This is a genomic window from Streptomyces sp. NBC_01216 (assembly GCF_035994945.1).
Classification (GTDB): domain Bacteria; phylum Actinomycetota; class Actinomycetes; order Streptomycetales; family Streptomycetaceae; genus Streptomyces.
The window spans coordinates 892375-917563 of the sequence record NZ_CP108677.1; the positions used below are offsets into that span (position 1 = coordinate 892375).

Consider the following 25189-nt stretch of genomic DNA (forward strand, 5'->3'; position numbering starts at 1 on the left):
GCCGCGCGGCGCCGTCGCGGTACGGGAGCGGGGCCCGGCCGGTCGGCCGGGCCCCGCGAGCCCGAGGCCCTACGCGTCCGGGAGGAAGCGCAGCGCCCATTCGGCGCGGTGGGCGACCGACAGGTCGTCGTCCCGCGTCAGGGGGCCGAGCAGGGCGCGCGAGCGCCGCGGATCGGACTGGACCAGTTCGACGATCTCGGCCGCCAGGGCGTCCTGGTCGTCCCCGAGGTCGACCACCGAGGCACGCAGCAGTGCCGGGAGGGCGTCCGGGCCGCCGATCGCGGCCAGGACGCCGCCCAGCAGCTCACGGGCGTAGGCGTTGCGGTCGGCGAGCGAACGGTCCAGCTCGGCCTGGAGCCGGGGCAGCAGCGCGGCATCGCCCGAGGCGGCGATCTCGTCGGCCAGGTCGATGGTCTCGTCGACGTCCGCGTCCAGGTCGTCCAGCATCCCGGTGAGCCGGGTCAGTAGGTCGGTCATGATGCTGCCTCCTGGCATGCGCCGTCCGTCGGGACGGGAACGGTGTCCGGGGCGTCGGCCCCGGCGGCCACCGCCACGTCCTGCGGGTAGCCGTACTCGTACAGTTCACGCCCCGGAGCGCTCGGGCGCACCAGCGCCCCGGCGCGGCCGGGCGGGGCGGGGACCGGCCCCCGTCCGGCGGACGCGGGCATCAGAGTTCGGTCACCTTGCCGTCGGCCACCTCGACGCGTCGGGTGACGCGGACCGCGTCGAGCATCCGGCGGTCGTGGGTGACCAGGAGCAGCGTGCCGTCGTAGGTGTCGAGGGCCTGCTCCAGCTGCTCGATGGCGGGCAGGTCGAGGTGGTTGGTCGGCTCGTCGAGGACCAGCAGGTTCACACCCCGGCCCTGGAGCAGTGCCAGGGCGGCGCGGGTCCGTTCGCCCGGGGAGAGCGTGGTCGCCGGGCGCAGCACGTGGTCGGCCTTGAGCCCGAACTTGGCCAACAGGGTGCGGATGTCCGCGGGCTCGGTCTCGGGAACGGCCGCGCAGAACGCGTCCAGGAGGGACTCCGGACCGTGGAACAGCTTGCGCGCCTGGTCGACCTCGCCGACGACGACGCCCGAGCCGAGCACCGCGTCTCCCGCGTCGAGCGGGAGGCGGCCGAGGAGGGCGGCGAGCAGGGTCGACTTGCCGGCGCCGTTGGCTCCGGTGATGGCGACCCGGTCGGCCCAGTCGATCTGGAGGGTGGCCGGCCCGAAGCGGAACTCTCCGCGCCGCACCTCGGCCGAGCGGAGCGTCGCCACCACCGAGCCGGAACGCGGCGCGGCGGCGATCTCCATCCGCAACTCCCACTCCTTGCGGGGTTCGTCCACCGTGTCGAGCCGTTCGATCATGCGCTGGGTCTGGCGGGCCTTCGCGGCCTGCTTCTCGCTGGCCTCGCCGCGCAGCTTCCGGCCGATCTTGTCGTTGTCGGTCGCCTTGCGACGGGCGTTGCGTACGCCCTTGTCCATCCAGTTGCGCTGCATGAGGGCGCGCCCTTCGAGGGCGGTCCTCTTGTCGGCGTACTCCTCGTAGTCCTCCCGCGCGTGCCGACGCTCGGTCTCGCGCTCCTCCAGGTACGCCTCGTAGCCGCCGCCGTAGAGCGTGATCCGCTGCTGGGCGAGGTCGAGTTCCAGGACCTTGGTGACGGTACGGGCGAGGAACTCGCGGTCGTGGCTGATGACGACCGTCCCGGCGCGCAGGCCCCGCACGAAGGACTCGAGACGCTCGAGACCGTCGAGGTCGAGATCGTTGGTGGGTTCGTCCAGGAGGAAGACGTCGTAGCGGGAGAGCAGGAGGGAGGCGAGTCCGGCGCGGGCTGCCTGGCCGCCGGAGAGCGAGGCCATCGGCTGGTCGAGGCCGATGGTCAGGCCGAGGGAGGCGGCGACCTCCTCGGCCCGCTCGTCGAGGTCGGCGCCGCCCAGGCCGAGCCAGCGTTCCAGGCCGACGGCGTAGGCGTCGTCGGCGCCGGGCGTACCGTCGACGAGACCCTGGGCTGCCGTGTCCATGGCTTCCTGGGCGGCGGCGACACCGGTGCGGCGGGCGAGGAAGTCCCGGACGGTCTCGCCCGCGCGGCGCTCGGGCTCCTGCGGCAGGTGCCCGACGGACGCGGTGGGCGGGGACAGCTTCAGCTCGCCGTCCTCGGGGGTGTCGAGCCCGGCGAGCATCCGCAGCAGGGTCGACTTGCCGGCGCCGTTGACACCGACGAGGCCGATGACGTCGCCGGGGGCGACGACGAGGTCGAGGCCGGCGAAGAGGGAGCGCTCGCCGTGGCCGGCGGCGAGTTCCTTGGCGACAAGAGTGGCAGTCATCAGGAGACGAATCCTAGTGCCGCCCCGGGCGATGTCCGCCCGTCGAGGGGGGCGACTGGTGGTTCACGGCGGGCGGGCCGGGGCGCCGGGGTGCGGATGGCCCCGGCCCGGTCGGTCCGGGTACGGTCCGGCCATGAACGTCGACGCGATCGTGGTGGGGGGCGGGGTCGTCGGTCTGACGACGGCGGTGACGCTGGCGGAGCGTGGCCGACGGGTGCGGGTGTGGTCGCGGGACCCGGCCGGATCGACGACCTCGGCCGTGGCGGGAGCCCTGTGGTGGCCGTACCGGATCGAGCCGGAGGCGGCGGCGGGAGGCTGGGCGCTGGAGACGCTCCGGGTGTTCCGCGCACTCGCGGCGGACCCGGAGTCGACCGGGGTACGCCTGGTGCCCGGGGTTCACGCGGACACGGTGCTCGACGGGCTGGGCGCCTGGGCGCGGGAGGTGCCGGGGCTGCGGCAGTTGCCGCCCGATCAGGTGCCGGGGCCGTACGAGGTGGGGCTGGCCGCACGGCTGCCGCTGGTCGACATGCCGGTCCATCTGGCGTGGCTGCGGACCCGGCTGGAGGCGGCGGGCGGGACGGTGGAGCGGCGCACGGTCGCCTCGTTCGCCGAGGCGGCGGCGCACGCCCCGGTGGTGGTGGACTGCACGGGGCTCGGAGCACGGGAGCTGGTGCCGGACCGGCGACTGCGTCCGGTGCGGGGGCAGTTGGTCCTGGTGGAGAACCCGGGGATCACCGAATGGTTCGCGGCTACGGGAGACGGGGACCGGGAGACGACGTACTTCTTCCCGCAACCGGGGCGGCTGCTCCTGGGTGGCACGGCGCGGGAGGGCGACGAGCGACTCGACGCCGATCCGATGACGGCGGCGCGGATCGTGGCGCGGTGCGCACGGATCAGGCCGGAGATCGCGGAGGCGCGGGTGCTGGGTCACCGGGTCGGGCTGCGCCCCTCCCGGGTGGGCGGGGTGCGGATCGAGGCGGAACGGCGAGCGGACGGCGGACTGCTCGTGCACCACTACGGACACGGTGGTGCCGGGGTGACGGTCGCCTGGGGCTGCGCCAGGGAGGCGGCGGATCTCGCCCGCGGCTGAGAGACTGTCGGGTGGCCTCTGAGGACGTCGGGCGCGTCGCTCTGCGCGCGATCCCCGTTCCCCCGGGTACCGGTGCCGGCCGGAGCACGGTGTGGATCTCAGTGCCAGGGCTTGTGGTTGTCGTCGGCGGCGATACGGCCGCGGACCCGGCGGTCAAGGGCGTCGGCCTGCGCGCGGGCCTTGCGGGCCTCGGACGTGGCGCCACGACGCTGGAGCTTGTTCGCCCTCGTCCGCGGGGAGGCCGCGTCCCGGCGCATCTCGTCGACGTGGCAGACGATCTTCCTTCCGGCCGCGGTGGCGGTCGGAGCCGTCGCCGTCTGGACGAACAGCAGCCCCCCGGCCAGCAGTGTCGTCGCGGTGAGTGCCGTCAGGGTACGGCGGAGCGGTGTCGCGTGCATCGTGGATCTCTCCCTGACTTCCAGACCGCGAGGGCCCGTTCGAGGCATGGTCAGTACCAGTCGTTAACCTTAGCGAAGATGATCGATTCGCTCCACCGGACGTACCAGCTCCCGGACATCGGGCCCCGTGTCATCTGACGTACCCTCTCCTCCCTTTGACAGAGCGGTACTTCGCCGCCCTACGCCCCACCCCGCGCCGGGTACGGGCCGGAGATCCATGGACCCCTCCGACAGGGGCGAGGCGTTCCTCCGGCCGTCACGAGCGCGAACATCCCGTCCGGCACCTGGTCGTCGACGATGGGTCGGCGGTCGATGCCAGGGCTCCACCGACGGTCAGTCAACAGGCGTCCACCGCACGCCCGGTGGTGAGCCGGTTCGGGGCCCGGCCGTCGAGGAGAAGGGACACCAGCGCGCGCCGGGACTGCCTCAGGGGCACGATCCACCCGTCCGCCTCTCGGCGCACGACGATCCCGTGCAGGGCCAGTTCGTCGCCGGACTCGGCGTACTGGGCCGCGGTCAGGCGGTAGCCGCAGGGCGGGTCCCGCAGGACCTCCGACGGGGGCGCGGGGTCGTTGTCCGCACCGCCGAACAGCACCGGGCCGCGGTCCGCGAGACCGGCACGGCGAGCCGCCGCCGTCGCCGCGCCGACCGCCTCGCGCCGCTCGTCGCTGAAGGCGAACACGCCTTTCAGAGCGGTGCGCTGTGCGTGGACGCGGCGTCGTCGGTTGAGCGCGTCGTCGCCCTTCTCGGCGTCCGTCAGCGCGTCCGCCCGGGTCTCGACGAGCAGGCTCACGGAGTGTTTGACGCCGGCCGCGTTGCGCAGGATCCGCTCCTGCCCGTCGCCCGCCACCTGCCGGATCGGCCGGCCGATGAGGGGGTCGGTCCAGATGCCGTAGACGCCGTTGCCGAAGCCGGCCGCCCCGGCGGCGGGCCGGACGTACGACTCCGAGAGGGTGTGGGCCTCGTCGTGGACACGGGCGTCGGTGTTGGGATTGCGCGGCCAGAGCGTGAGCAGGTCCTTGTCGTAGTACGGGGAGGTGGCGTCGTATTCGTGCAGGTCGACGAGCACCTCGGGGCGGTGGTCGCGGAGGACGGCCGCCACGGCCCGGCCCTCGGCCGTCGCGAGGGCGATGTGGTCCCGGTTGACGTCCGTGCCACCGGCGTTGCCGCGCGTGTCCGCCTCCCGGCCGTCCGGATTCGCCGTGGGCAGGACCAGCACGGTGGTGCGGGCCAGGAAGCGGAGGGTCGCCGGGTCCTCGGCGTACGCCAGGTCGCGCACGGTGCCCAGGCACGCCTCACGGCCTGACGGTTCGTCACCGTGCTGGGCGCAGACGAGGAGCACGGTGAGACCGGCGTGGTGTCCTCCGCCCACCGTGACGAGCCGCAGCGGACGGCCTTGTGGCGTGGCGCCGACCGACCGGATCGCGACCCGGTCGCTGCCGCGCTCCACGGCGGCCAGGAAGTCGCGTTCCTCGGCCTCGGTGGTCCAGGCCGCGCCCCGGCTCGTCTCGAAGCCGGTGTGCGGCAGCGGTGACGGGGCGGCGCCGCCGGCCGCCTCGGCGGGAAAGCCGAGGAGCGGCAGTCCGGCCGCCGCGACGGTCATGGCGAGGGCGACGCGACGCCGGTTCCGGCGCGTCACCGGAGGGCGCCCGAGGGGATCGGGTGGCCGGCGCGTGGCGGGACGCCGGCGCCGGCGGGCGGCGGGAGGGCCGGTGCCGGTCGGACGGCCGCGATTCCCCTCGTGGCCTGGGCGAAGGCCGCGGCGCCTCCGACGAGGGGCAGTCTCGCCGAGGTGCGGGCGAGATCGAGGATGAGCGTCGGCGTGGTCGAAGGCGGGTCGAGCAGACCCTTGTCGGTACCGCCCACGATCAGGGCGAGCCGGTGCCCGGCCGGCACCACGTGGTCGGCCGCGGCCAGCCTCAGGGTGAGCGTGTACGCCCGGCCCGGGGTCAGCGGGTGGCCCTCGCGCGGATCGGCCCAGGTGCCGAGGTCCGCCCAGCCACGGCTGACGACCGTGTGACCGACGTCGACGGTACGAGCCCGGGTCTCCCTGAAGCAGGAGCTGTCGCCGGTCGTGTCGGCGCCCCAGCAACTGCGCTCGGTGAGCGTGGTGATGCCCTCGCCGGCCGCCGCGTAGTCCCGGATGGTGTCCGGCCCGAGGTCCACCAGGACGGCGGTCAGATGGGCCGTCCGGGTGCTCGGGGTCGCGGTGACGGTGACCTTCGACGGTCCGGACAGCCGCAGGGCCCGGGTGAGCGGACGGGTGACGAAGCCGGCCTTGGCGGGAGTCGGCGTGTCGATCGACGCCGCCCAGTCCGTCTCGCCCAGGGCCGGATCGTCGGTGAAGCGCTCGGTGCTGCCCGGGGCGGCCGGGGTCCGGCCGAGGGTCCCGACCCCGGGTACCGCGCCGGGGCCGGGGCGCAGGGTGACGGTCCCGGTGGCGCGCGGCGGCCAGATCCGGTCGGTGCTCCAGCGATCCGGGGCACGCTCGATGTCGGCCACCGGCTCTCGGTCGATGCCGTTGTCGTAGCCGAGGAGGTAGTGGTCGAACCAACGGTGCAGGGTACGCACCCAGTCGCCACGACGGAAGTCGAAGGGGTCGACGTGGCCGGTCTGCGAGAGCCAGATCTTGCGCTCGACACCGTGCGCGGCCAGCGCGTCCCACCACTGTCCGAACTGGTCGGCGCGGACGTTGAGGTCCTGCTGCCCGTGGACGACGAACACGCTGGCCTTCACCTTCGAGGCGTCCGGCAGGTAGTTCCGCTCACTCCAGACACGGGTCCAGTCCCCGCTGTACGGGGCGCCGGCGGCGATGCGGTCCTGGACGGCGCCGCACCGGTACCGGGCGTCGGAACTCGCGACGTAGTCGGAGAGCCAGCTGGGGTCGGCGTCGTAGAGCGGGGCGCCCTGGGAGTGGAAGTAGTCGTACCAGGAGGAGATCGCGCCGATCGGGACGATCGTCTCCAGCCCCTCGACGCCGGTGGCGGCGACACCGTTGGCGATGGTGCCGTCCCAGCTCTTGCCGATCATTCCGACCCTGCCGGTGGACCAGCCGGTGGCACGGGCCCGCTGTTCGCCGGTGCGGGTGGTGTAGCCGCGGGCGCGGCCGTTGAGCCAGTCGACGACGGCCTTGGCGGAGCGGATGTCGGAGCGGCCTCCGACGTCGTCGCAGCCGTCGGAGCGGTTGGTACCGGCCAGGTCGACGGCGACGAAGGCATAGCCGCGCGGCACGAAGTAGTTGTCGTAGAAGAGCGGGAAGCCGACGGGGTCGCCGTCGGCGTCATAGGTCTTCTTCTGGCTCTCGTTGCCGCGTCCGCAACAGGAGTAGTACGGGCTGGCATCCATGACGACCGGGATACGGCGGCCGGCCGCGGCCGGTTCGCGGGGGCGGACGATGTCGGCCGCGACCCGGTCGGAGCGGCCGTCTCCGTCACCGTCCAGGCCGGTGTCCACCCAGACGGACTCGCGGATCGCGTCGGCGTAGGAGTGGACGGGGCGTGACTCCCGGGGGGCGGGGTCCGCCCGCGCGCCGGCCGACGGGAGCAGCGCGGTCGACAGGGCGGCCATGGCGGCCGGCACGGCCAGGAACGCGCGCGACGGTCGGACGCGTCGGATTCTGCGCACTCGTATCGGCATGGGGCAGGAACGTACCCGGGTCGGCTCCCGGGCAAAAGAGCGCGGTCGAGACCGGAGCGACGCATGTCGGCCGAATGACGCGCACGGGGCGGGAGGGCCCATGGACAGGACGCCGGGGCGAGGGTCTGATGGCCGACGGCAAGGACCGACGACCACCCGCGCGTCCTACGGCCCGGGGACGGAAGGCAGTCAGCTCCGTCCGCTCCGCGGCCGTCGCGCTTCCTCACCTCTGGAGCCCGCGTGCACCGCAGAATGCTCGTTCCGAGCGCCCTCGCCGCCTGTCTGCTCATGGCGATCCCGGCATCGGCGGCCGACTACGTCCCGGGCGCCCCGGGCATGGGCGACTCCTACTATCCGTCCGGCGGGAACGGCGGTTACGACGTCTCGCACTACGACCTGAGACTGACCTACCAGCCCGCCACCGACCTCCTGCAGGGGACGGCGACGATTCTCGCCACCACGACGCAGAACCTCTCCCGCTTCAACCTCGACCTGGGACTGCGGGTCAGCGAGGTACGGGTGAACGGTCGGAAGGCGACGTTCGGCACCTCCGGCGAACAGGAGCTGGAGATCACCCCCGCCGTGCCGCTGAAGAGGAACCAGCCGGTCTCGGTGGTCGTGCGCTACGCGGGCAAGCCCTCAGAGGTACGGATCGGCGGCTGGACGGCGTGGCACCGCACGCCCGACGGCGGTGTCGCGGCCCAGGAACCGGAATCGGCCGCCTGGTGGTTCCCGTCCAACGACCACCCGCTGGACAAGGCCACCTTCGACATCTCGGTCGCCGTCCCGGACGGGACGCAGGCGATCAGCAACGGGGTGCTCAGGTCGCAGTCCTCGAAGCTCGGCTGGACCCGCTACAACTGGCGGTCCGACAAACCCCAGGCGACGTATCTGGCCACGCTCGCCGTCGGCAGGTTCGACATCACGACCGACACCACGGAGAGCGGCCTGCCCGTCCTCAACGCCTACAGCCGGGACCTCGGTGACAACGCGGGCGCGGCGCGGGCCAGCGTGGAGCGCACCGCCGAGGTGGCCGAGTGGCTGGAAGGCGTTTTCGGCCCGTATCCCTTCGGCGCGCTCGGCGGATACGTGCCGAACGTGACGAGCGGCTACGCGCTGGAGACCCAGACCCGGCCGTTCTACAGCCCGCGGCAGTTCGCCAACGGGTCCAACGTCTCGGTGGTCGTGCACGAGCTGGCCCACCAGTGGTACGGCGACAGCGTGTCGGTCCACCACTGGAAGGACATCTGGGTCAACGAGGGCTTCGCCCGCTACAGCCAGTGGCTGTGGTCGGAGAAGGAAGGCGAGGGCACCGCCCAGGAACTGGCGGACCACGTCTACGCGACCCGTCCGGCCGAGGACCCCTTCTGGACGGTCGCCCCCGGTGATCCGGGCCCGGACGACCAGTTCCACATCGCGGTGTACGACCGGGGTGCGCTGGCGCTCCAGGCGCTGCGCAACGAGATCGGCGAGGAGGACTTCTTCGCCGTTCTCCGGGGCTGGCCGACGGAGTTCGCCTACGGCAACGCGAAGGTCGGGGACTTCGTGAGGTACGCGGAGCGGGTCTCGGGGCGTCCGCTGGCGGAGCTCTTCGACACCTGGCTGTACCGGCCGGTGAAGCCGGCCGCTCCGGCGGCGGCCGGGGTGGGCGTCGGTCTGCGGCCGGCCGGGGTGGAGGCGAGGGCCTCCGCCGCGGGGCCGGCGGAGCCCGCGTCCTGGAAGAAGATCGCGGAGACGAACACCGTCCACGACCGGGAGGCGACGGCACGCGGGCACGGCACACGCTGAGCCGGCGTCCCGTAAGACCGCGGTCCCGGACGCCAGGGTGACGGGACCGGCCGCGGTGCGGTCGCCGGCCCCGCCGCCGGGCGAACGGGTGCCCGGGGGCGGGGGCCGGCGCCGCGGCTGAGAGCGCTTTCCCCGGATGGTCCGCGCGCCCTGGTCACCCGATACCCTCGTCCCTGTCAGCACCGTCCCGCCCCGTGCCCGTGAGGAGCCCGCCTTGAGCGATTCGCCGTCCGGGACGCGCCCCACCCTGGAGGCCGTCGCCGCGCGCGCCGGAGTCTCCCGGGCGACGGTGTCCCGCGTCGTCAACGGCGGGGCCGGGGTGCGAGCGCCCCTGGCGGAGAAGGTGCGCGAGGCCGTCGAGGAGCTCGGCTACATCCCCAACCACGCCGCGCGGACACTGGTGACCCGGCGTAACGGCGCCGTGGCCGTGATCATCGCCGAGCCCGAGTTCCGGATCTTCTCCGATCCGTTCTTCGAGCAGCAGGTACGCGGCATCAGCCGGGAGCTCACGGCGTACGACGCCCAGTTGGTGCTGCTCTGGGTGGAGGGTCCGGGCGACCACGAGCGGATCGCGCGCTACCTGGGCGGCGGTCATGTCGACGGGGCACTGGCCTTCTCGCTGCACACCGACGACGAACTGCCCACACTCGTGCGGCGCGTCCAGGTGCCGACGGTCTACGGCGGCCGGCCTGGGTGGACGGGACCGGCCGACGAGCCGGCGGTCGCCTATGTCGACTGCGACAACCGTGGCGGGGCCCGCGCCGCGGTCCGCCATCTGCGGTCCCTGGGCCGTCGGCGGATCGCCCACATCACCGGCCCTCTCGACCAGACCTCGGCGATGGACCGGCTCGACGGATACCGGGACGAACTGCCCGACGCCGACCCGGTACTGGTCGAGGACGGAGCCTTCACGGAGGAGAGCGGGGCGCGGGCGATGGCCGCGCTGCTGCGGCGACGGCCGGGCCTGGACGCGGTCTTCGCGGCCAACGACCTGATGGCCTCGGGCGCGCTGCGGGTGCTGCGGGAGCAGGGCAGGCGGGTGCCGGAGGACGTGGCTCTGGTCGGTTTCGACGACATGGTCCCGGTCGCCGAGGGCACCGACCCCCCGCTCACGACGGTCCATCAGGACGTGGAGGGCATGGGGCGGCTGATGGTCCGGCTCCTCATGCGCACGCTGGACGGCGAGGCCGCGACACCCGTGGTCACTCCGACCCGGCTGATCCGGCGCGCCTCCACGTAAGAAGGGTGTATCCGGGAGCGAACGCCCCGGATACACCGAGCTGTTACGCGTTCGACTCTTGACGGGAACCTCACCGGGCGGGCACGCTCCAGACGCATTCCTGAGAGCGCTCTCAGACCGCTCTCGGCGGCGCTCTCGACGGACCCCGAAGCCAAGGGAGGCTTCTCATGCCCACTGCCCGAGCCGCCAGCAAGGCCGCACTCCGACTCGGTGCGGCCGTCCTCACCGGGGCGCTCCTCGCCGCCTGCGGATCCGGTGGATCCGACGGCGCCTCCGACGAAGCGGGCGGCAAGGTCACGCTCACCGTGGATCTGTTCGGCTCGTTCGGCTACAAGGAGGCCGGACTCTACGCCGCCTACGAGAAGGCGCACCCGAACGTCACGATCAAGCAGACCGACACCGAGGACGAGCAGGACTACTGGAAGTCGCTGCAGACCCGGCTCGCCGGTGGCGGCGGACTCGCCGACGTCCAGGGCATCGAGGTGGGTCGCATCGCCTCCGTCACCCAGCAGCAGGCCGACAAGTTCGAGGACCTGACGGCGTACGGGGCCGGTGGGCTCGAGACGGAGTTCGCGAGCGCCACCTGGTCCGCGGCCACCACCGAGGACGGCAAGGTCCTCGGACTGGGCACGGACGTCGGCCCCGAGGCCATGTGCTACCGCCGTGACCTCTTCGAGCAGGCGGGCCTGCCGACCGACCGCACGGAACTGGCGCGGAAGTGGTCCACCTGGGACGGCTACCTGGCGCTCGGCAAGCAGTACCAGGCCAAGGCTCCGGCGAAGAGTGCCTGGCTGGACAGCGTCGGCAGCCTCTACACCGTCATGGTCGGCCAGGAGAAGGAGCGCTACTACGACGCCTCCGGCAAGCTGATCTACGCCGACAGCCCGGCCGTGAGGACCGCCTGGGACACCGCGACCGCCGCGGCGGCGGACGGCCTGAGCGCCAAGCTCGACCAGTGGTCCCCACAGTGGAACCAGGCGTTCTCCGCCGGCTCCTTCGCCACCCTGCCGTGCCCGGCGTGGATGCTCGGCTACATCAAGGGCCAGGCCGGTGACGCCGGCCAGGGCAAGTGGGACATCGCCGCGCTACCCGGCGGCGCCGGGAACTGGGGCGGCTCCTACCTGGCCGTCCCGCGCGCGGCGAAGCACAAGAAGGAGGCGTACGAGCTGATCCGGTGGCTGACCGCCCCCGCCCAGCAGGCGGCCCTCTTCAGGAAGCAGGGCAACTTCCCGTCCTCCACCGGCGCCATCGCCCAGGTGGAGACGGCGACGGACCCGTACTTCTCCGGAGCGCCGATCGGCCGGATCTTCGGTGACGCGGCGAAGGCCGCTCCGGTGCAGGTGCTCGGCGTCCACGACAAGAACGTCGCCGACCAGATCACCAACGCGCTGAGCGAGGTGGAGCGCAAGGGCGTCACGCCCGAGAAGGCATGGTCGAACGCCCGGAAGGGCGTGGCGAACGCCATCGGCTGACGCCCGGCCCGGGGACGGGGCGGGTGGCGGCCGACCCGCCGGCCCCGGCTCCGAGCCCCTCGCCCGCACCGCACCCCACGTCCCTCCCGCGTCACCCCGTAGCGTATTCCCGACCGACCCGAAGGGCCGCACCGTGACCCTCACCGCCTCCGGAGCGACGACGGCGCCCGTCCCGCCGTCGCCACCCCGGTCCGCCGGCCGCCCGGCACGCCGCCGGTGGCACGCCCTCACTCCGTACGCCTATCTCGCCCCGTTCTTCACCCTGTTCGCCGCCTTCGGACTCTTCCCGCTGCTCTACACCGCCTTCGTCTCCCTCTACCGGGTGGAGCTCCAGACACCCGGTGAGATGGAGTGGCGAGGGCTCGGCAACTACACGGCCCTCCTGACCGACGAGTTCTTCTGGACCGCGCTGCGCAACACCTTCACCATCGGGGTGCTGTCCACCCTCCCGCAGCTCGCCATGGCCCTGGGGCTCGCGCACCTGCTGCACTTCAAGCTGCGCGGCCGGACCTTCTTCCGCACCGCGATGCTGCTGCCGTACGCGACCTCCGTGGCAGCCGCCACTCTCGTCTTCGCGCAGCTCTTCGGCCGGGACTTCGGCCTGGTCAACTACGGCCTCTCGCTGATCGGCGTCGATCCCGTCGACTGGCAGAACGACACGGTCGCCTCGCAGCTCGCCGTCTCCTCGATCGTGATCTGGCGCTGGACCGGGTACAACGCGCTGATCTACCTCGCGGGCATGCAGTCCATCCCTGGTGAGCTGTACGAGGCGGCGGAGATGGACGGCGCCTCGCGCCTGCGCCAGTTCCTCCACGTGACACTGCCCGGCCTGCGCCCCACGATCGTCTTCACCGCCGTCGTCTCCACCATCGGCGCCACCCAGCTCTTCGGCGAGCCGCTGCTCTTCGAGGGCTCGGTGTCGGGCGGCATCTCGCACCAGTACCAGACGCTCGGTCTCTACCTGTACGAACAGGGCTGGGGCTTCTTCCACCTGGGCCGGGCCGCCGCGATCGCCTGGCTGATGTTCCTGCTCATCCTGCTGCTGGTCGGGGTCAACGCCCTGATCGTCCGGCGGCGTTCGCTCAAGGGAGTCAGGTGATGGCCGCACGCGCCGCCCGTACGGGTCACGGTGGCGGGATCACGTACGCGATCCTCGTCCTGGCCGTCCTCGTCTCCGCCTTCCCGTTCTACTGGACGATCGTCGCCGCCAGCCGGTCCAACGCGGACCTGGCCCAGGTGCCCCCGACACTGCTGCCGGGACCGAACCTCCTCCGCAACATCGAGGCGGTGCTGGAGGAGGCGGACATCGGCAAGGCCCTCCTGAACTCGCTGATCGTCTCCGGCTCCGTCACCGTCGGGACGGTGCTGTGCTGCACGCTGGCCGGGTTCGCCTTCGCCAAGCTCCGCTTCCGGGGCCGGGGCGCGCTGCTCGCGCTCACCGTCGGCACCATGATGATCCCGCCGCAGCTGGGGGTCATTCCCCTGTTCATGCTGATCGCCGAGCTGGGCTGGGCGAACCGGCTCCAGTCGGTGATCCTGCCGGGCCTGGTCTCGGCCTTCGGGGTCTTCTTCATGCGCCAGTTCCTGGTGCAGGCGCTGCCGGACGAGCTGATCGAGGCGGCCCGGGTCGACGGCGCATCCTCCGCGCGGATCTTCCGGTCGATCGTGGTACCCGTCGCCCGGCCCGGTATGGCCGTGCTGGGACTGCTCACCTTCATGGCCTCATGGAACGACTTCTTCTGGCCCGTCGTCGCCCTGTCCTCGCAGGAGCCCACCGTGCAGGTCGCCCTGCGACAGCTCGGCGGCGGATACGTCCACGACCAGTCCGTGATCATGGCCGGCACCCTGCTCGGCACGCTGCCCGTGCTCCTCGTCTTCGGCCTGCTCGGCCGGCAGATCGTCGGCGGCATCATGCAGGGCGCCGTCAAGGGCTGACCCCCATCCTCTTTCCTTCTCACGGGAGTTCCTTCCTGATGAACGCTCTCTTCCCTGCCGGATTCCGCTGGGGCTCGGCCACCGCCGCGTACCAGATCGAGGGCGCGGCGGCCGAGGACGGCCGCACCCCGTCGATCTGGGACACCTTCAGCCGTACGCCGGGCAAGGTGCGCAACGGCGACACCGGGGACATCGCCGCCGACCACTACCACCGGGTGCGCGAGGACGTGGCCCTGATGAAGTCCGTCGGGCTCACCGACTACCGTTTCTCCCTGGCCTGGCCCCGTGTCCAGCCGACGGGGCGCGGACCGGCCGGGCAGAAGGGGCTGGACTTCTACCGCTGCCTCGCCGACGAACTGCTGGAGGCGGGCATCCGCCCGGTCGCCACGCTGTACCACTGGGATCTCCCGCAGGAGCTGGAGGACGCGGGCGGCTGGCCGGAGCGGGCGACCGCCGAACGGTTCGCCGAGTACGCGGGTCTCGCCGCCGAGGCGCTCGGCGACCGGATCGGTACCTGGACGACGCTCAACGAACCCTGGTGCGCGGCCTTCCTCGGGTACGGCTCGGGTGTCCACGCCCCCGGGCGCGCCGACGACCAGGCCGCGCTGCGTGCCGCGCACCACCTCAACCTGGCGCACGGGCTGGCCGTCCGGGCGCTGCGGGACGCGCTGCCGACCACCGTGGAGGTCTCGCTGACCCTCAACCTGCATGTGGCCCGGCCCCTGACCGACACGCCGCAGGACGTGGACGCGGCCCGCAGGATCGACGCCGTGGGCAACCGGATCTTCCTCGATCCGGTCTTCCACGGGCGGCTGCCCGCCGACCTGGTGGCGGACACCGCACACCTCACCGACTGGTCCTTCGTGCGGGACGGCGACCTGACGGCGATCTCCGCCCCGATCGACTCGCTCGGGGTCAACTACTACTCCCCCGCCCTCGTGGCCGCCGGCCGTTCGGAGTCACCCTCCGCCTGGCCGGGCGCGGCGGACCACGTGCGGTTCCTGCCCGCGCCGGGGCCGCGGACGGCGATGGACTGGCCGGTGGACGCGAGCGGTCTGCACGAACTGCTGCTCCGGCTCCGCGACGAGTTGCCCGGAGTGCCCCTGCTGATCACCGAGAACGGCGCCGCGTACGACGACTACGCCGACCCGGAGGGCGCGGTCCACGACCCGGAGCGCGTCGCCTACCTGGACGCGCACCTCGCGGCCGTGCGCCGAGCGATCGACGACGGCGCGGACGTACGCGGCTACTTCCTGTGGTCCCTGCTCGACAACTTCGAGTGGGCCTACGGCTACGGCAAGCGCTTCGGCATCGTCCACGTGGACTTCGCGAGCCAGCGCCGTACGCCCAAGGACAGCGCGCACTGGTACGCGGAGGTCATCGCGCGCGGCGGGCTCCCACGCTGAGCCGTGCCTCCCGGCGCGCCGTCCGGGCCGCCGGGAGGTAGCGCCACCGCTCGGGGAGTACGGGAACCACGGCCCGTACGACCCGGGTGAACCGGCGCAGCCGGCGCTCCTGGGTGCCGGTCCACGCCAGGCCGAGCGCCTCGCGGGCGTCCGGGGGTATCAGGCCGACGGTGACGAAGCGGCGGAAACGGGCCAGCGGCGGCAGGAGCAGGGGCCAGAGCGCGGTGAGCAGCAGGCGCAGTGGTAGCGGACCGCGGTCGGGGGGCGGCACGGGCCGGTCGGTGGCGACCAGCTCCCGCAGGACGGCCGTGGGCTCCAGCCCGTCCTGGAGCATCGCGCGGTAGTAGGGCCAGAACTCCTCGACCGTCTGCGGCATGTCCCGGTCGTGGATGCCGAGGATCCTGCCGACCTGGAGCCACTCGGCGTAGAGCCGCCGGTCCTGCGCCTCGGTCAGCGGGCGGAAGAGATAGCGCAGGCCGTGGTGGTACACGGGGTAGCCGGTGGCGTGGACCCAGGCGTAGTTCGCGGGGGTGAGGGCGTGGTAGGGGCGGCCTCGGGTGTCGGTGCCGCGGATCGTCTTGTGGAGCCGGCGCAGCCTGCGCCCTTCCTCGGCGGCGGCCTCGCCGCCGTACACCCACAGCAGGGCCGAGCGCAGTGACCGTTCCCCGCGGCCCCACGGGTCGGTGCGGAAGACGGAGTGCTCGTCGACACCGGCACCGACCGCGGGGTGGGCGACCTGCAGAGCGAGCGCGGCGGGCAGCATGAGCAGGCCGCGGACGTCGCCGGCGACGGTCCAGAGCACACCGCCGGGCGGGGGTGGCGCTGGGTCGTCGTCGGGGCGGGGCACGCGGGCGCCTTCACCGCGTTCTTCCCGGCCCTCCGGACCCACGCCGGCCGCCGACCGCCCCTCGGCCTCTCGTCGGTTCTCGTCGCCTCGCGACCTCATGCGTCCTCGCAGGTCCTCGTGTGTCCTGATGCCCTCAGCCTGCTCCGGCCGTGGGCCTCGGGCAAGGTCCGGTCATGGCTCGGGGCCGTGTCCCGGGCGGCTGCCCGGGACACGGCCCCGTCCTCGCGGTGGGTGTCAGCCGCGGCCGGCGCCGACCGGCTCGCCGACGATGCGGCCGGCCAGGGCGTGGGCCCAGGCGTCGACGTCGGCGTTGAGGTCGCGCTCGGCGGCGGCGCGCTCGGCGGCGATGCGCTCGGCTCCCTCGGCCAGGATGGCCTCGCGCTCGCGGATGCCCTCGGCGCGAGCGGCGGCGATGGCCGCGGCACCCTCCTCGGTGGCACGGGAGCGGATGCGGGCGGCCTCGTGGCGGGCCTCGGCGAGCTCGGCCTCGTACTGCTCACGGATCTGCGTGGCCTCGGCCCGCAGGTCGTCGGCGCGCTCGGTGCCGCCGGCGATGGCGTCCTCGCGCTCGGCGAGGGTGCGGTTGATCTTCGGCAGGATTCCCTTGGCCAGGATGAGGAAGGTCAGGCCGAACACCACGAGGCCGAGGATGAGCTCGGCCGTCACGGGGTTGAGGGGACCGAGGTCCATGTCGAAGATCGTCGAATTCTGCGCGAGGGTCATGCGCGCATGATACCTGGTCCCGATTCCGACAATTCGCGCACCTGCTCGATAGTTGGCACGTTCTTGCGGGGCGGGCAAGATTCCCGGCACCTGATGGCTACCGAAAGGTAACTACGGCTGCTTTGATGTGCGGCGCCGGTCCAACCCCCCACCCTCACTTGGGAGTTCCAGTGCAGTCTGCCGCGCTCCGCCGGATCCACGGCGTCACCCTTTCCCTGGCGCTCGCCGCCGCCACCCTGACCGCGACCGCGACCGCCGCCTCCGCCGCCCCGGCCGCCGGGACCCCGGAACTGAAGGTGCTCACGTACAACACCTTCCTCTTCAGCAAGACCCTCTACCCGAACTGGGGACAGGACCACCGGGCCAAGGCGATCCCGGCCACCTCGTTCTTCCGGGACAACGACGTCGTCGTGCTCCAGGAGGCATTCGACAACTCCTCCTCGGACGCGCTGAAGGCCGCGGCAACGGCCGAGTACCCGTACCAGACGCCGGTCATGGGCCGCAGCAAGAGCGGCTGGGACGCCACGGGCGGCTCCTACTCGGCGCTCACCCCTGAGGACGGCGGGGTGACGATCCTCAGCAAGTGGCCGATCGTCCGCAAAGAGCAGTACGTCTACAAGGACGCCTGCGGGGCCGACTGGTACTCCAACAAGGGCTTCGTCTACACGGTGCTCGACGTGAACGGCACCCGCGTCCACGTGGTCGGCACCCACGCCCAGTCCACCGACCCCGGCTGCTCGTCGGGCCAGGCGGCGCAGACGCGCAGCCGGCAGTTCAAGGCCATGGACGCCTTCCTGGACGCCAAGCGGATACCGGCGGGCGAGCAGGTCCTGGTCGCCGGCGACTTCAACGTCGACTCCCGGACCCCGGAGTACGACACGATGCTCGCCGACGCGGGCCTGGTCGGCGCGGACGCCCGCACCGGACACCCGTACTCCTTCGACACCGCGCTCAACTCGATCGCCTCGGACCGCTACCCGGACGACCCGCGCGAGGACCTGGACTACGTCCTGCACCGAGCCGGACACGTCCGCCCGACGGGCTGGACGAACAAGGTGGTCCTCGAGCAGAGCGCGCCCTGGACGGTCTCCAGCTGGGGCACCAGGTACACCTACACGAACCTGTCGGACCACTACCCCGTGACGGCCTACCCGGCCGGCTGACCCGGACCGCGCCCGCCGGTGCCTCCCGTGACGCCGTTCACACGGAGGCACCGGCGGCGCACTCCCGCGCGGCCCCAGGCGCCGCGCGCACCGCCGCTCCCGCCCCCGCTCCCGCTCCCGCTCCCGCTCCCGCCCAACGACCGCATCCTGCGGCGACCGCGAGTGAACTATCTTGGGCGACAGTGGGGACGAAGGGAGACACTCCGTGCCATCAGACCAGCAGGCGCGCGCCCAGGCGGCGGCGATCACCCCCGGCAGACGCTCCGGAGAGACAGAAGAGGCGACCCCCGTGGAGCGGGTACGCGCCCTCTTCGGCGGGCACCGCCTCTCACCCGGGCAGCGGCGCATCGCCCAGTTCCTCATCGACCACCTCACGGAGGCCGCCTTTCTGTCGATCACCGAACTCGCGGAACGCGTCGGGGTGAGCCAGCCGTCCGTGACGCGCTTCGCGTCCTCGCTCGGCTTCAGCGGGTACCCGGCCCTCCGGGAGGCACTCCAGCCGATCGCACTCAGCGCCATCGGCGGAGCGCGCGAGGGGCGCGAGGAACAGCGCCCGAACGAGCTCCAGGAGGCGGTCGACGCGGAGATCCGCAACCTGGCGTCCCTGCGCCGCACCCTCGCGGACGCCGACCGGATCCTCGGCATCGGCCGCGAGCTGGCCCACTCCGTCCCGCTCACCGTGCTGGGCCTGCGCATCTCCGTGGGGCTGGCCGAACACTTCGCCTACGCGGCCCGGCGCATCCACCCCGACGTCCGGGTGGTGACACGTGGCGGGAGCGTCGCCTACGACGCCCTGCTGCAGTCGCGCGAGGCGGGCGGCACCTGGGTCCTGGCCTTCGCGATGCCCCGCCACGCGAACGAGACCCTGGCCGCCGTGCGCGCCGCCCGGAGCACCGGGCTGAGAGTCGCGCTGATCACGGACCTGGACCTCGGGCCGCTGACCCACGAGGCCGACGAGGCATTCACCGCCGGAACGGGATCACGCCTCGTGTTCGACTCCTACGCGGCCCCGGGGGTGCTCTCGGCGGCGATCCTCCAGGCCATGGCGGACGCCGATCCGGAACGCACCCAGGCCCGCCTGGAGAAGTACGAGCACGCCTCGGAGCTGTACGACTTCTTCCTGGAGGACTGAGCCGGTCCCGCGCCGCGGTACCGGTCTTTTTTCGCCCCGCGGACGAATGAATTTTTTCATGCCCTTGCTTACTCGACGGTATATATATTTACTACCAGTACCCCCGAGGACTCGAACAGAAAACCGACGGGTCGCCCCCTCCTCCTCGCGACCCCGACTGTTCCCCCGGGGCACTCCGCGCTCGCGCGGGTCCCCTCCGCGGCGGCTCCGGTCAACCCCTGGGCCGGGGCCGCCGCACCCCTGTGAACAGGCCCCCTCCGAAGGCGACAACGATGTCCCACCACCGCACTCAGGTCAGCGCCGACTGGCCGTACTCGGTCATGACCCCGGTCAGTCACAACTGGGAGAGCACGGCCGTCCGCTGGCTCCGCGAGCTGCTGCCGACCCGGTACAGCGGGTACAGCACGCTCACGCGCCATCCGGTGCTGCTGGCCCGACACACCCAGCTCCAGATCGAGCACGAGATCCGCGCGGTACGGGTGGCGATGCAGACCTGCCGGGCCGAGCTGCCGCCACTCGGCGTGTCCGACCCGACGATCGAGTGCACGATCAGGATGTACGCCGCCGAGCTGGAGCAGCTGAACCGGCTCGCGCGAGGGGTACGTCTCGTCAAGGATGCGCTGCTCACCAGCGGTGACGGGGCGCGGCGGCGGGCACGGGTCTGACGCTCCTGACACGCCCGCCCGGGGCGACGCCGCCCGGCGGTCGTCCCGAGGACACCGCACAGCAGGCCCGTGCGCGAGGCGATGCCGGGACGGCGGTGGACGACTGGGTGACGGCGGCGCCGTTGACGCAGTTCAGGGCCCGTCCGCGTACCGTCCTGCCGAGCCGCTCGACGCCGGCGGAGTGTCAGAGCGCGCCGCCGAAACGGGCGTAGACCCACAGCCCGACGGCACCCGCCACACAGAGCAGGACCAGCCATGAGCCGATGCCGGTGTGCCTGCCACGGCGGGGCGGCCGGGTGCGCGCGGGCTTCGGCCGACGGGCCGTGCGCCGTTCCCGGGCCGGGCCGCCGGCGCCCGCGGCCGGGCCGGTATCGGCGGCGGTGACGTCCGCGAGGAGGCGACGGCAGACCGCGGCCAGTTCACTCGTCCCGACGGTGAGGTCCACCACGGCCTCGGAGCGGGCGGGCGCCGTGGTCCCGCCGTCGAGCAGGCGTCCGGCCCGCACCCGGGCCTGGTCCTTCCCCCCGGTCGGCGCCAGACTGAGCCAGCGGCCCACGTGCTCGCCCCGAATCACCACACCCCCGCCGCGCTCGCGGTACACCGTGTGCTCACGCCACAGCAGGCCGGCCAGCTCGGTGGCCGTCTCTCTGAGTTCCGTGTACATGCCTTCCCCTCCCCGTCCCCCCGATTCGAACAGGCAAGTGACTCTAGCGACAGGTACACGCCAGTCGGTACGCCGGGGCGGTCCCAGGCTCTGAGAGCGAAGCGGCCTCGGAGCGGGCGGGCGCCGCGAGACCCGGGCAGGCCCCCGGACGGTGCCCGACCCGCGCGGTCGTGCACCGTGACCGGTCTCCCGCGCGCCACCAGGCGGGCGGTGACCAGGTGTTCGACCCGCTGCCCCGTCCCCCCGGTCGGACCGCGGCCGATCCTCGACATGTGCACGGCGGCGTCCGTCATGCCCGTCACCCCTCCGGCCCGCCACCGACAGCACCCGGACCTTTTACAACGCCGGTGAGACAGCAATACTGTTGCACCGACGGGCGACGCACGGGAAGCGAGGCATCTCAGATGGCCACCGAGACCGAGGAGCAGCCACCGACGTTCACCGTCGACGAACTGGCCGCCCGTGCGGGCGTCACCGTGCGCACGGTCCGCTTCTACGGGACCCGGGGGCTGCTGCCACCGCCCGTGATCGGCCCCCGCAGGGTCGGCCACTACGGCTCCGAACACCTCTCGCGCCTGGCCCTGATCGAGGAGCTCCAGCACCAGGGCATGACCCTGGCCGCGATCGAACGGTACCTGGGACAGCTGCCGCCCGACCTGAGCGCCCAGGATCTGGCCATCCACCGGGCGCTGGTCGCCTCCTGGGCTCCCGAGTCGGCCGAGGAGACCACCCGCCGCGAGCTGGAGCGGCGGGCCGGACGTGCCCTGACCGACGAGGACGTGGACCGTCTCGCGGCGATGGGCGTGCTGGACCGGGGCCCCGACCCGGAGGTCTTCCGGCTCGACGGCACGCTGTTGCGGCTGGGCGTGGAGCTGCTCGACGTGCCCATCCCGCACGAGACGATCCTCGCCTCCCGCACGGTCCTCCTGGAGCACGCCCGCGCGGCGGCTCAGGAACTGTCGCGGCTGTTCCGGGAGGAGGTGTGGAACCCCTACCGGGAGCGGGAGGCCGACGCCGATCACGTGGCGGCGATGCGGTCCCTGTCGGCGCACATGCAGCCGATGGTCGTGCAGTCCCTGGTGACCGCGTTCCAGCGGTCCCTCCGGGAGGAGCTGCGGGCGGCGTTCGGCGCCGGGACACCCACCGAGGCCCGCCCCACCGGGAGCACCGGCCGAGCGGTGCGCGGCGGGTAGCGCCGCGTGCCCCGTCGCACCGTCCGGCCGGAGGGCCGGGAGGCGGTGCGACGCGACGACGCGGGCCGGCGGGACGTCCGGCGCCGTGCGTCAGGTGTCAGGCGTCGCGGAAGACCTCGCCGCGCTCGGCCTTCGCGACCAGCAGGGCCGGCGGAGCGAAGCGGTCGCCGTACCGCTCGGCCAGTTCGCGCGCCCGCGCCACGAAGCCGGGCAGGCCGCCCTCGTACCCGTTGATGTACTGCAGCACGCCGCCGGTCCAGGCAGGGAAGCCGATGCCCATGACGGAGCCGATGTTGGCGTCGGCGACCGAGGTGAGGACGTTCTCCTCCAGGCAGCGCACGGAGTCCAGCGCCTCGGAGAAGAGCATCCGCTCCTTCATGTCCCGGAAGGGGATCGTCACGTCGGCACGCGTGAAGTGTGCGCGCAGGCCCGGCCAGAGGCCCACCCGCTTGCCGTCCTCGCCGTACTCGTAGAAGCCGCCGCCACCGCTGCGGCCGGGCCGGCCGAACTCGTCGACCATGCGGTCGATCACCGCGTCCGAGGGGTGCCCGGTCCAGGTGCCGCCCGACTCCTCGACCGCGCGCCGGGTCTCGTCGCGGATCTTGCGGGGCAGTGTGAGCGTCAGCTCGTCCATCAGCGACAGCACCTTGGCCGGGTAGCCGGCCTGGGCCGCCGCCTGCTCGACGGAGGCCGGGTCGGCGCCCTCGCCGACCATCGCGACGCCCTCGTTGATGAACTGGCCGATCACGCGGGAGGTGAAGAAGCCGCGTGAGTCGTTGACCACGATCGGCGTCTTGTCGATCTGCCGCACGAGGTCGAAGGCGCGGGCGAGCGCCTCGGGACCGGTCCGCTCCCCCTTGATGATCTCGACCAGCGGCATCTTGTCGACGGGCGAGAAGAAGTGCAGGCCGATGAAGTCCACGGGCCGGGAGACCCCTTCGGCGAGGACCGTGATGGGCAGCGTCGAGGTGTTGGAGCAGAGCAGCGCGTCCGGCTCGACGACGTCCTGGATCTCCTGGAACACCTTGTGCTTGAGGCCGGTGTCCTCGAAGACGGCCTCGATGACCGCGTCGCAGCCGGCCAGGTCGGCCGGATCGGCGGTCGGCGTGATCCGGGCGAGCAGCGCGTCGCGCCGGGCCTCGGTGGTGCGACCTCGGGCGAGAGCCTTGGCGAGCAGTTTCTCCGCGTACTCCTTGCCGCGCGCGGCGGCCTCCGCCGAGACGTCCTTGAGAACGACCTCGATGCCCGCGCGGGCGCAGGAGTAGGCGATGCCCGCGCCCATCATGCCCGCGCCGAGCACGGCGACCTTGCGGACCGGCCGGGGTTCGACACCCCGGGGCCGGTTGGCGCCGGAGTTGACGGCCTGGAGGTCGAAGAAGAACGCCTGGATCATGTTCTTCGCGGTCTGGCCGGTGACCAGCTCGGTGAAGTAGCGGGCCTCGATGGTCAGCGCGGTCTCGAAGTCGACCTGTGCGCCCTCGACGGCGCACGCCAGAATGTTGCGCGGCGCGGGGTAGGGGGCTCCGTTCAGCTGCTTCCTCAGGTTGGCGGGGAAGGCCGGGAGGTCGGCCGCGAACCGTGGGTTGGCGGGGGTACCACCGGGGATCTTGTAGCCCTTGACGTCCCAGGGCTGCCGCGACTCGGGGTGGGCGTCGATGAACGCGCGCGCCTTGGCCATCAACTCCTCGGGCGTGGCGGCCACTTCGTGGACCAGGCCGTTCTCGAGCGCCCGCCGCGGCGAGTACCGGTTGCCCTGGAGGAGGACCTTCAGCAGCGCGTCGGCGATGCCCATGAGCCGTACGGTGCGGGTGACGCCGCCGCCCGCCGGAAGCAGACCGAGGGTGACCTCGGGCAGGCCGATCCGGGAGCCCGGCGCGTCGAGGGCGACGCGGTGGTGGGAGGCCAGGGCGATCTCGTATCCGCCGCCGAGCGCCGCGCCGTTGACGGCGGCGACGACCGGCTTGCCGATCGTCTCGATGGCCCGCAACGATGCCTTGATGGCCGTGCCGGTGTCGAAGACCTGCTGGGCCTGCTCGGGCCCGACCCTCATCATGTCCTTGAGGTCGCCGCCCGCGAAGAAGGTCTTCTTGGCGGAGGTGTAGATGATGCCGCGGATGGAGTCCCGCTCGGCCACGACGCGCTCGGCGACCGCCGCGATGGACTCCCTGAACGCCTGGTTCATCGTGTTCGCGGACTGGGTGGGGTCGTCGAGGACGAGGGTGACGATGCCGGTCTCGTCCTGCTCCCAGCGGATGGTGGTGCTCTCGGTCATGGCGATGTCTCCGAAGAAGGGAAGGGAGGGAGGGACGGTCAGACGCGTTCGACGATCGTGGCGATGCCCATGCCGCCGCCGACACACAGCGTGGCCAGGCCGTAGCGCTTGTCCTGGCGCTCCAGCTCGTCGATCAGGGTGCCGAGGATCATCGCTCCGGTGGCGCCGAGCGGGTGGCCCAGGGCGATCGCGCCGCCGTTGACGTTGACCTTCTCCAGGCTGATGTCCATGTCCCTGACGAAGCGGAGCACGACGCCGGCGAACGCCTCGTTGATCTCGACCAGGTCGATGTCGTCCATCGTGAGCCCGGCCTTGGCCAGGGCCTTGCGGGTCGCGGGCGCCGGGCCGGTGAGCATGATGGTCGGCTCGGAGCCGGAGACGGCCGCGGCCACGATGCGGGCGCGGGGGGCGAGTCCGTAGCGGGCGCCGACCTCCCGGGAGCCGATGGCGACGAGCGAGGCGCCGTCGACGATGCCGGAGGAGTTGCCGGCGTGGTGGACGTGGTCGATCCTCTCCACCCAGTGGTACTTCTGGAGCGCGACCGCGTCGAAGCCGCCCAGGTCGCCGATCGCGGCGAAGGAGGGCTTGAGGGAGGCGAGCGAGTCCGCGGTGGTGCCCGGCCGCATGTGCTCGTCGTGGTCGAGGACGAGCAGGCCGCTGCGCCGGTCGGTGACCGGGACGACGGAGCGGTCGAAGCGGCCGTCCTTCCAGGCGGCGGCGGCCCGCTCCTGGGAGAGCGCGGCGTACTCGTCGACATCGCGGCGGGTGAAGCCCTCGATGGTGGCGATGAGGTCCGCGCCGATGCCCTGGGGGACGAACCCGGTCTCGTAGTTGGTCATCGGGTCGGCGAACCAGGCGCCGCCGTCCGAAGCCATCGGGACCCGTGACATGGACTCGACACCGCCCGCGAGGACGAGATCCTCCCAGCCGGAGCGGACCTTCATGGCGGCCATGTTGACGGCTTCCAGCCCGGAGGCACAGAACCGGTTCTCCTGTACGCCGGCGACGGTGTCGGGCAGCCCGGCGGCGATGGCGGCGATCCGGGCGATGTCGGAGCCCTGGTCGCCGACCGGGCCGACGACGCCGAGGACGATGTCGTCGACGGCGGCCGGGTCGAGGGTGGGGAAGCGGCGCCGGATCTCGTCGATCAGGCCGACGACCAGGTCGATGGGCTTGGTGCCGTGCAGGGCGCCGTTGGCCTTGCCGCGCCCGCGCGGGGTGCGGATCGCGTCGTACACGTACGCTTCGGTGCTCACGGGA

22 protein-coding genes and 1 pseudogene are annotated in these 25189 nt (G+C 72.6%); 11 read left to right on the forward strand and 12 right to left on the reverse strand.

Annotated features, from left to right (window positions below; all coding sequences use genetic code 11):
- Positions 1-69: 69 nt before the first annotated feature.
- The 3 genes from OG393_RS03880 to OG393_RS03890 are packed head-to-tail and all read right to left on the reverse strand — an operon-like array spanning position 70 to position 2305.
- Positions 70-477, reverse strand: coding sequence for a hypothetical protein (locus OG393_RS03880; protein ID WP_327373141.1), 408 nt, complete (start codon positions 475-477; stop codon positions 70-72).
- Positions 474-668 (reverse strand): hypothetical protein, encoded by a 195-nt coding sequence (locus OG393_RS03885; protein WP_327373142.1) that lies wholly within the window; start codon positions 666-668, stop codon positions 474-476. The genes OG393_RS03880 and OG393_RS03885 overlap by 4 nt, the downstream gene beginning before the upstream one ends.
- Complete coding sequence (locus tag OG393_RS03890; protein ID WP_327373143.1) at positions 668-2305, reverse strand: ABC-F family ATP-binding cassette domain-containing protein; 1638 nt, start codon at positions 2303-2305, stop codon at positions 668-670. The genes OG393_RS03885 and OG393_RS03890 overlap by 1 nt, the downstream gene beginning before the upstream one ends.
- A gap of 133 nt (positions 2306-2438) precedes the next feature.
- On the opposite strand from OG393_RS03890, the gene OG393_RS03895 reads away from it, so the two are divergent.
- Positions 2439-3395 carry an FAD-dependent oxidoreductase gene (locus OG393_RS03895; protein ID WP_327373144.1) on the forward strand — a complete coding sequence of 319 codons (957 nt, stop codon included), beginning with the start codon at positions 2439-2441 and terminating at the stop codon, positions 3393-3395.
- Between the two features lie 98 nt (positions 3396-3493).
- On the opposite strand, the gene OG393_RS03900 is transcribed toward OG393_RS03895, so the two are convergent.
- The 3 genes from OG393_RS03900 to OG393_RS03910 all read right to left on the reverse strand — a co-directional run bounded on the left by OG393_RS03900 (position 3494) and on the right by OG393_RS03910 (position 7429).
- Positions 3494-3793: a hypothetical protein gene (locus OG393_RS03900; protein WP_327373145.1), complete on the reverse strand. Its 300-nt coding sequence runs from the start codon at positions 3791-3793 to the stop codon at positions 3494-3496.
- A gap of 337 nt (positions 3794-4130) precedes the next feature.
- Positions 4131-5396, reverse strand: a complete 1266-nt coding sequence (locus tag OG393_RS03905; RefSeq protein WP_327378297.1) for a M14 family metallopeptidase — start codon at positions 5394-5396, stop codon at positions 4131-4133.
- Positions 5397-5428: 32 nt separating this feature from the next.
- The gene (locus OG393_RS03910; protein ID WP_327373146.1) at positions 5429-7429 is read right to left on the reverse strand and encodes a Xaa-Pro dipeptidyl-peptidase; all 2001 of its coding nucleotides are present in this window, start codon (positions 7427-7429) and stop codon (positions 5429-5431) included.
- Positions 7430-7669: 240 nt separating this feature from the next.
- Between OG393_RS03910 and OG393_RS03915 the strand changes: the two genes are divergently transcribed.
- The 6 genes from OG393_RS03915 to OG393_RS03940 all read left to right on the forward strand — a co-directional run bounded on the left by OG393_RS03915 (position 7670) and on the right by OG393_RS03940 (position 15270).
- Entirely contained in the window at positions 7670-9217 is a 1548-nt protein-coding gene (locus tag OG393_RS03915; protein WP_327373147.1) for a M1 family metallopeptidase, read from the forward strand.
- Positions 9218-9431: 214 nt separating this feature from the next.
- On the forward strand, positions 9432-10457 hold the full coding sequence (locus OG393_RS03920) for a LacI family DNA-binding transcriptional regulator (RefSeq protein WP_327373148.1): 1026 nt from the start codon (positions 9432-9434) through the stop codon (positions 10455-10457).
- 167 nt (positions 10458-10624) lie between these two features.
- Positions 10625-11929, forward strand: coding sequence for an ABC transporter substrate-binding protein (locus OG393_RS03925; protein WP_327373149.1), 1305 nt, complete (start codon positions 10625-10627; stop codon positions 11927-11929).
- Between the two features lie 133 nt (positions 11930-12062).
- Positions 12063-13028, forward strand: coding sequence for a carbohydrate ABC transporter permease (locus OG393_RS03930; RefSeq protein WP_442817253.1), 966 nt, complete (start codon positions 12063-12065; stop codon positions 13026-13028).
- Entirely contained in the window at positions 13028-13864 is an 837-nt protein-coding gene (locus OG393_RS03935; RefSeq protein ID WP_327373150.1) for a carbohydrate ABC transporter permease, read from the forward strand. The genes OG393_RS03930 and OG393_RS03935 overlap by 1 nt, the downstream gene beginning before the upstream one ends.
- Positions 13865-13902: 38 nt before the next feature.
- A complete protein-coding gene (locus OG393_RS03940; RefSeq protein WP_327373151.1) occupies positions 13903-15270 on the forward strand; it encodes a GH1 family beta-glucosidase in 1368 nt (455 codons plus the stop codon).
- Here the strand turns inward: OG393_RS03940 and OG393_RS03945 are convergent.
- Together OG393_RS03945 and OG393_RS03950 are read right to left on the reverse strand one after the other, a co-directional pair.
- A complete protein-coding gene (locus tag OG393_RS03945; RefSeq protein WP_442817254.1) occupies positions 15242-16216 on the reverse strand; it encodes an oxygenase MpaB family protein in 975 nt (324 codons plus the stop codon). The genes OG393_RS03940 and OG393_RS03945 overlap by 29 nt on opposite strands.
- A gap of 135 nt (positions 16217-16351) precedes the next feature.
- Positions 16352-16840, reverse strand: a complete 489-nt coding sequence (locus OG393_RS03950) for a F0F1 ATP synthase subunit B family protein (RefSeq protein ID WP_327373153.1) — start codon at positions 16838-16840, stop codon at positions 16352-16354.
- Positions 16841-16965: 125 nt separating this feature from the next.
- Between OG393_RS03950 and sph the strand changes: the two genes are divergently transcribed.
- The 3 genes from sph to OG393_RS03965 all read left to right on the forward strand — a co-directional run bounded on the left by sph (position 16966) and on the right by OG393_RS03965 (position 19800).
- Complete coding sequence (sph, locus tag OG393_RS03955; protein ID WP_327373154.1) at positions 16966-18003, forward strand: sphingomyelin phosphodiesterase; 1038 nt, start codon at positions 16966-16968, stop codon at positions 18001-18003.
- Between the two features lie 205 nt (positions 18004-18208).
- Positions 18209-19135, forward strand: a complete 927-nt coding sequence (locus OG393_RS03960) for a MurR/RpiR family transcriptional regulator (RefSeq protein ID WP_327373155.1) — start codon at positions 18209-18211, stop codon at positions 19133-19135.
- A 272-nt stretch (positions 19136-19407) separates the two neighbouring features.
- Positions 19408-19800 (forward strand): hypothetical protein, encoded by a 393-nt coding sequence (locus OG393_RS03965; RefSeq protein ID WP_327373156.1) that lies wholly within the window; start codon positions 19408-19410, stop codon positions 19798-19800.
- Between the two features lie 44 nt (positions 19801-19844).
- Here OG393_RS03965 and OG393_RS03970 read toward each other — a convergent pair.
- A pseudogene (locus OG393_RS03970) lies at positions 19845-19969 on the reverse strand (enoyl-[acyl-carrier-protein] reductase FabV); the annotation flags it as partial.
- 15 nt (positions 19970-19984) lie between these two features.
- A complete protein-coding gene (locus tag OG393_RS03975; protein ID WP_327373157.1) occupies positions 19985-20464 on the reverse strand; it encodes a hypothetical protein in 480 nt (159 codons plus the stop codon).
- A gap of 404 nt (positions 20465-20868) precedes the next feature.
- Between OG393_RS03975 and OG393_RS03980 the strand changes: the two genes are divergently transcribed.
- Positions 20869-21657 (forward strand): MerR family transcriptional regulator, encoded by a 789-nt coding sequence (locus OG393_RS03980; RefSeq protein WP_327373158.1) that lies wholly within the window; start codon positions 20869-20871, stop codon positions 21655-21657.
- Positions 21658-21754: 97 nt separating this feature from the next.
- Here the strand turns inward: OG393_RS03980 and OG393_RS03985 are convergent, their stop codons facing one another.
- Positions 21755-23929 carry a 3-hydroxyacyl-CoA dehydrogenase NAD-binding domain-containing protein gene (locus OG393_RS03985; protein ID WP_327373159.1) on the reverse strand — a complete coding sequence of 725 codons (2175 nt, stop codon included), beginning with the start codon at positions 23927-23929 and terminating at the stop codon, positions 21755-21757.
- Between the two features lie 38 nt (positions 23930-23967).
- Positions 23968-25185, reverse strand: a complete 1218-nt coding sequence (locus OG393_RS03990; RefSeq protein ID WP_327373160.1) for an acetyl-CoA C-acetyltransferase — start codon at positions 25183-25185, stop codon at positions 23968-23970.
- Positions 25186-25189 lie beyond the last annotated feature (4 nt).

Bases quoted from the DNA above. Each gene is read 5' to 3' on its own strand.
- OG393_RS03935 (WP_327373150.1), top strand. From the start codon at position 13,028: ATGGCCGCACGCGCCGCCCGTACGGGTCACGGTGGCGGGATCACGTAC.
- OG393_RS03925 (WP_327373149.1), top strand. From the start codon at position 10,625: ATGCCCACTGCCCGAGCCGCCAGCAAGGCCGCACTCCGACTCGGTGCG.
- OG393_RS03890 (WP_327373143.1), bottom strand. From the start codon at position 2,305: ATGACTGCCACTCTTGTCGCCAAGGAACTCGCCGCCGGCCACGGCGAG.
- OG393_RS03940 (WP_327373151.1), top strand. From the start codon at position 13,903: ATGAACGCTCTCTTCCCTGCCGGATTCCGCTGGGGCTCGGCCACCGCC.
- OG393_RS03945 (WP_442817254.1), bottom strand. From the start codon at position 16,216: ATGAGGTCGCGAGGCGACGAGAACCGACGAGAGGCCGAGGGGCGGTCG.
- OG393_RS03885 (WP_327373142.1), bottom strand. From the start codon at position 668: ATGCCCGCGTCCGCCGGACGGGGGCCGGTCCCCGCCCCGCCCGGCCGC.
- OG393_RS03975 (WP_327373157.1), bottom strand. From the start codon at position 20,464: ATGTACACGGAACTCAGAGAGACGGCCACCGAGCTGGCCGGCCTGCTG.
- OG393_RS03900 (WP_327373145.1), bottom strand. From the start codon at position 3,793: ATGCACGCGACACCGCTCCGCCGTACCCTGACGGCACTCACCGCGACG.
- OG393_RS03880 (WP_327373141.1), bottom strand. From the start codon at position 477: ATGACCGACCTACTGACCCGGCTCACCGGGATGCTGGACGACCTGGAC.
- OG393_RS03895 (WP_327373144.1), top strand. From the start codon at position 2,439: ATGAACGTCGACGCGATCGTGGTGGGGGGCGGGGTCGTCGGTCTGACG.
- sph (WP_327373154.1), top strand. From the start codon at position 16,966: ATGTGCGGCGCCGGTCCAACCCCCCACCCTCACTTGGGAGTTCCAGTG.
- OG393_RS03965 (WP_327373156.1), top strand. From the start codon at position 19,408: ATGTCCCACCACCGCACTCAGGTCAGCGCCGACTGGCCGTACTCGGTC.
- OG393_RS03905 (WP_327378297.1), bottom strand. From the start codon at position 5,396: ATGACCGTCGCGGCGGCCGGACTGCCGCTCCTCGGCTTTCCCGCCGAG.
- OG393_RS03985 (WP_327373159.1), bottom strand. From the start codon at position 23,929: ATGACCGAGAGCACCACCATCCGCTGGGAGCAGGACGAGACCGGCATC.
- OG393_RS03980 (WP_327373158.1), top strand. From the start codon at position 20,869: ATGGCCACCGAGACCGAGGAGCAGCCACCGACGTTCACCGTCGACGAA.
- OG393_RS03950 (WP_327373153.1), bottom strand. From the start codon at position 16,840: ATGACCCTCGCGCAGAATTCGACGATCTTCGACATGGACCTCGGTCCC.
- OG393_RS03910 (WP_327373146.1), bottom strand. From the start codon at position 7,429: ATGCCGATACGAGTGCGCAGAATCCGACGCGTCCGACCGTCGCGCGCG.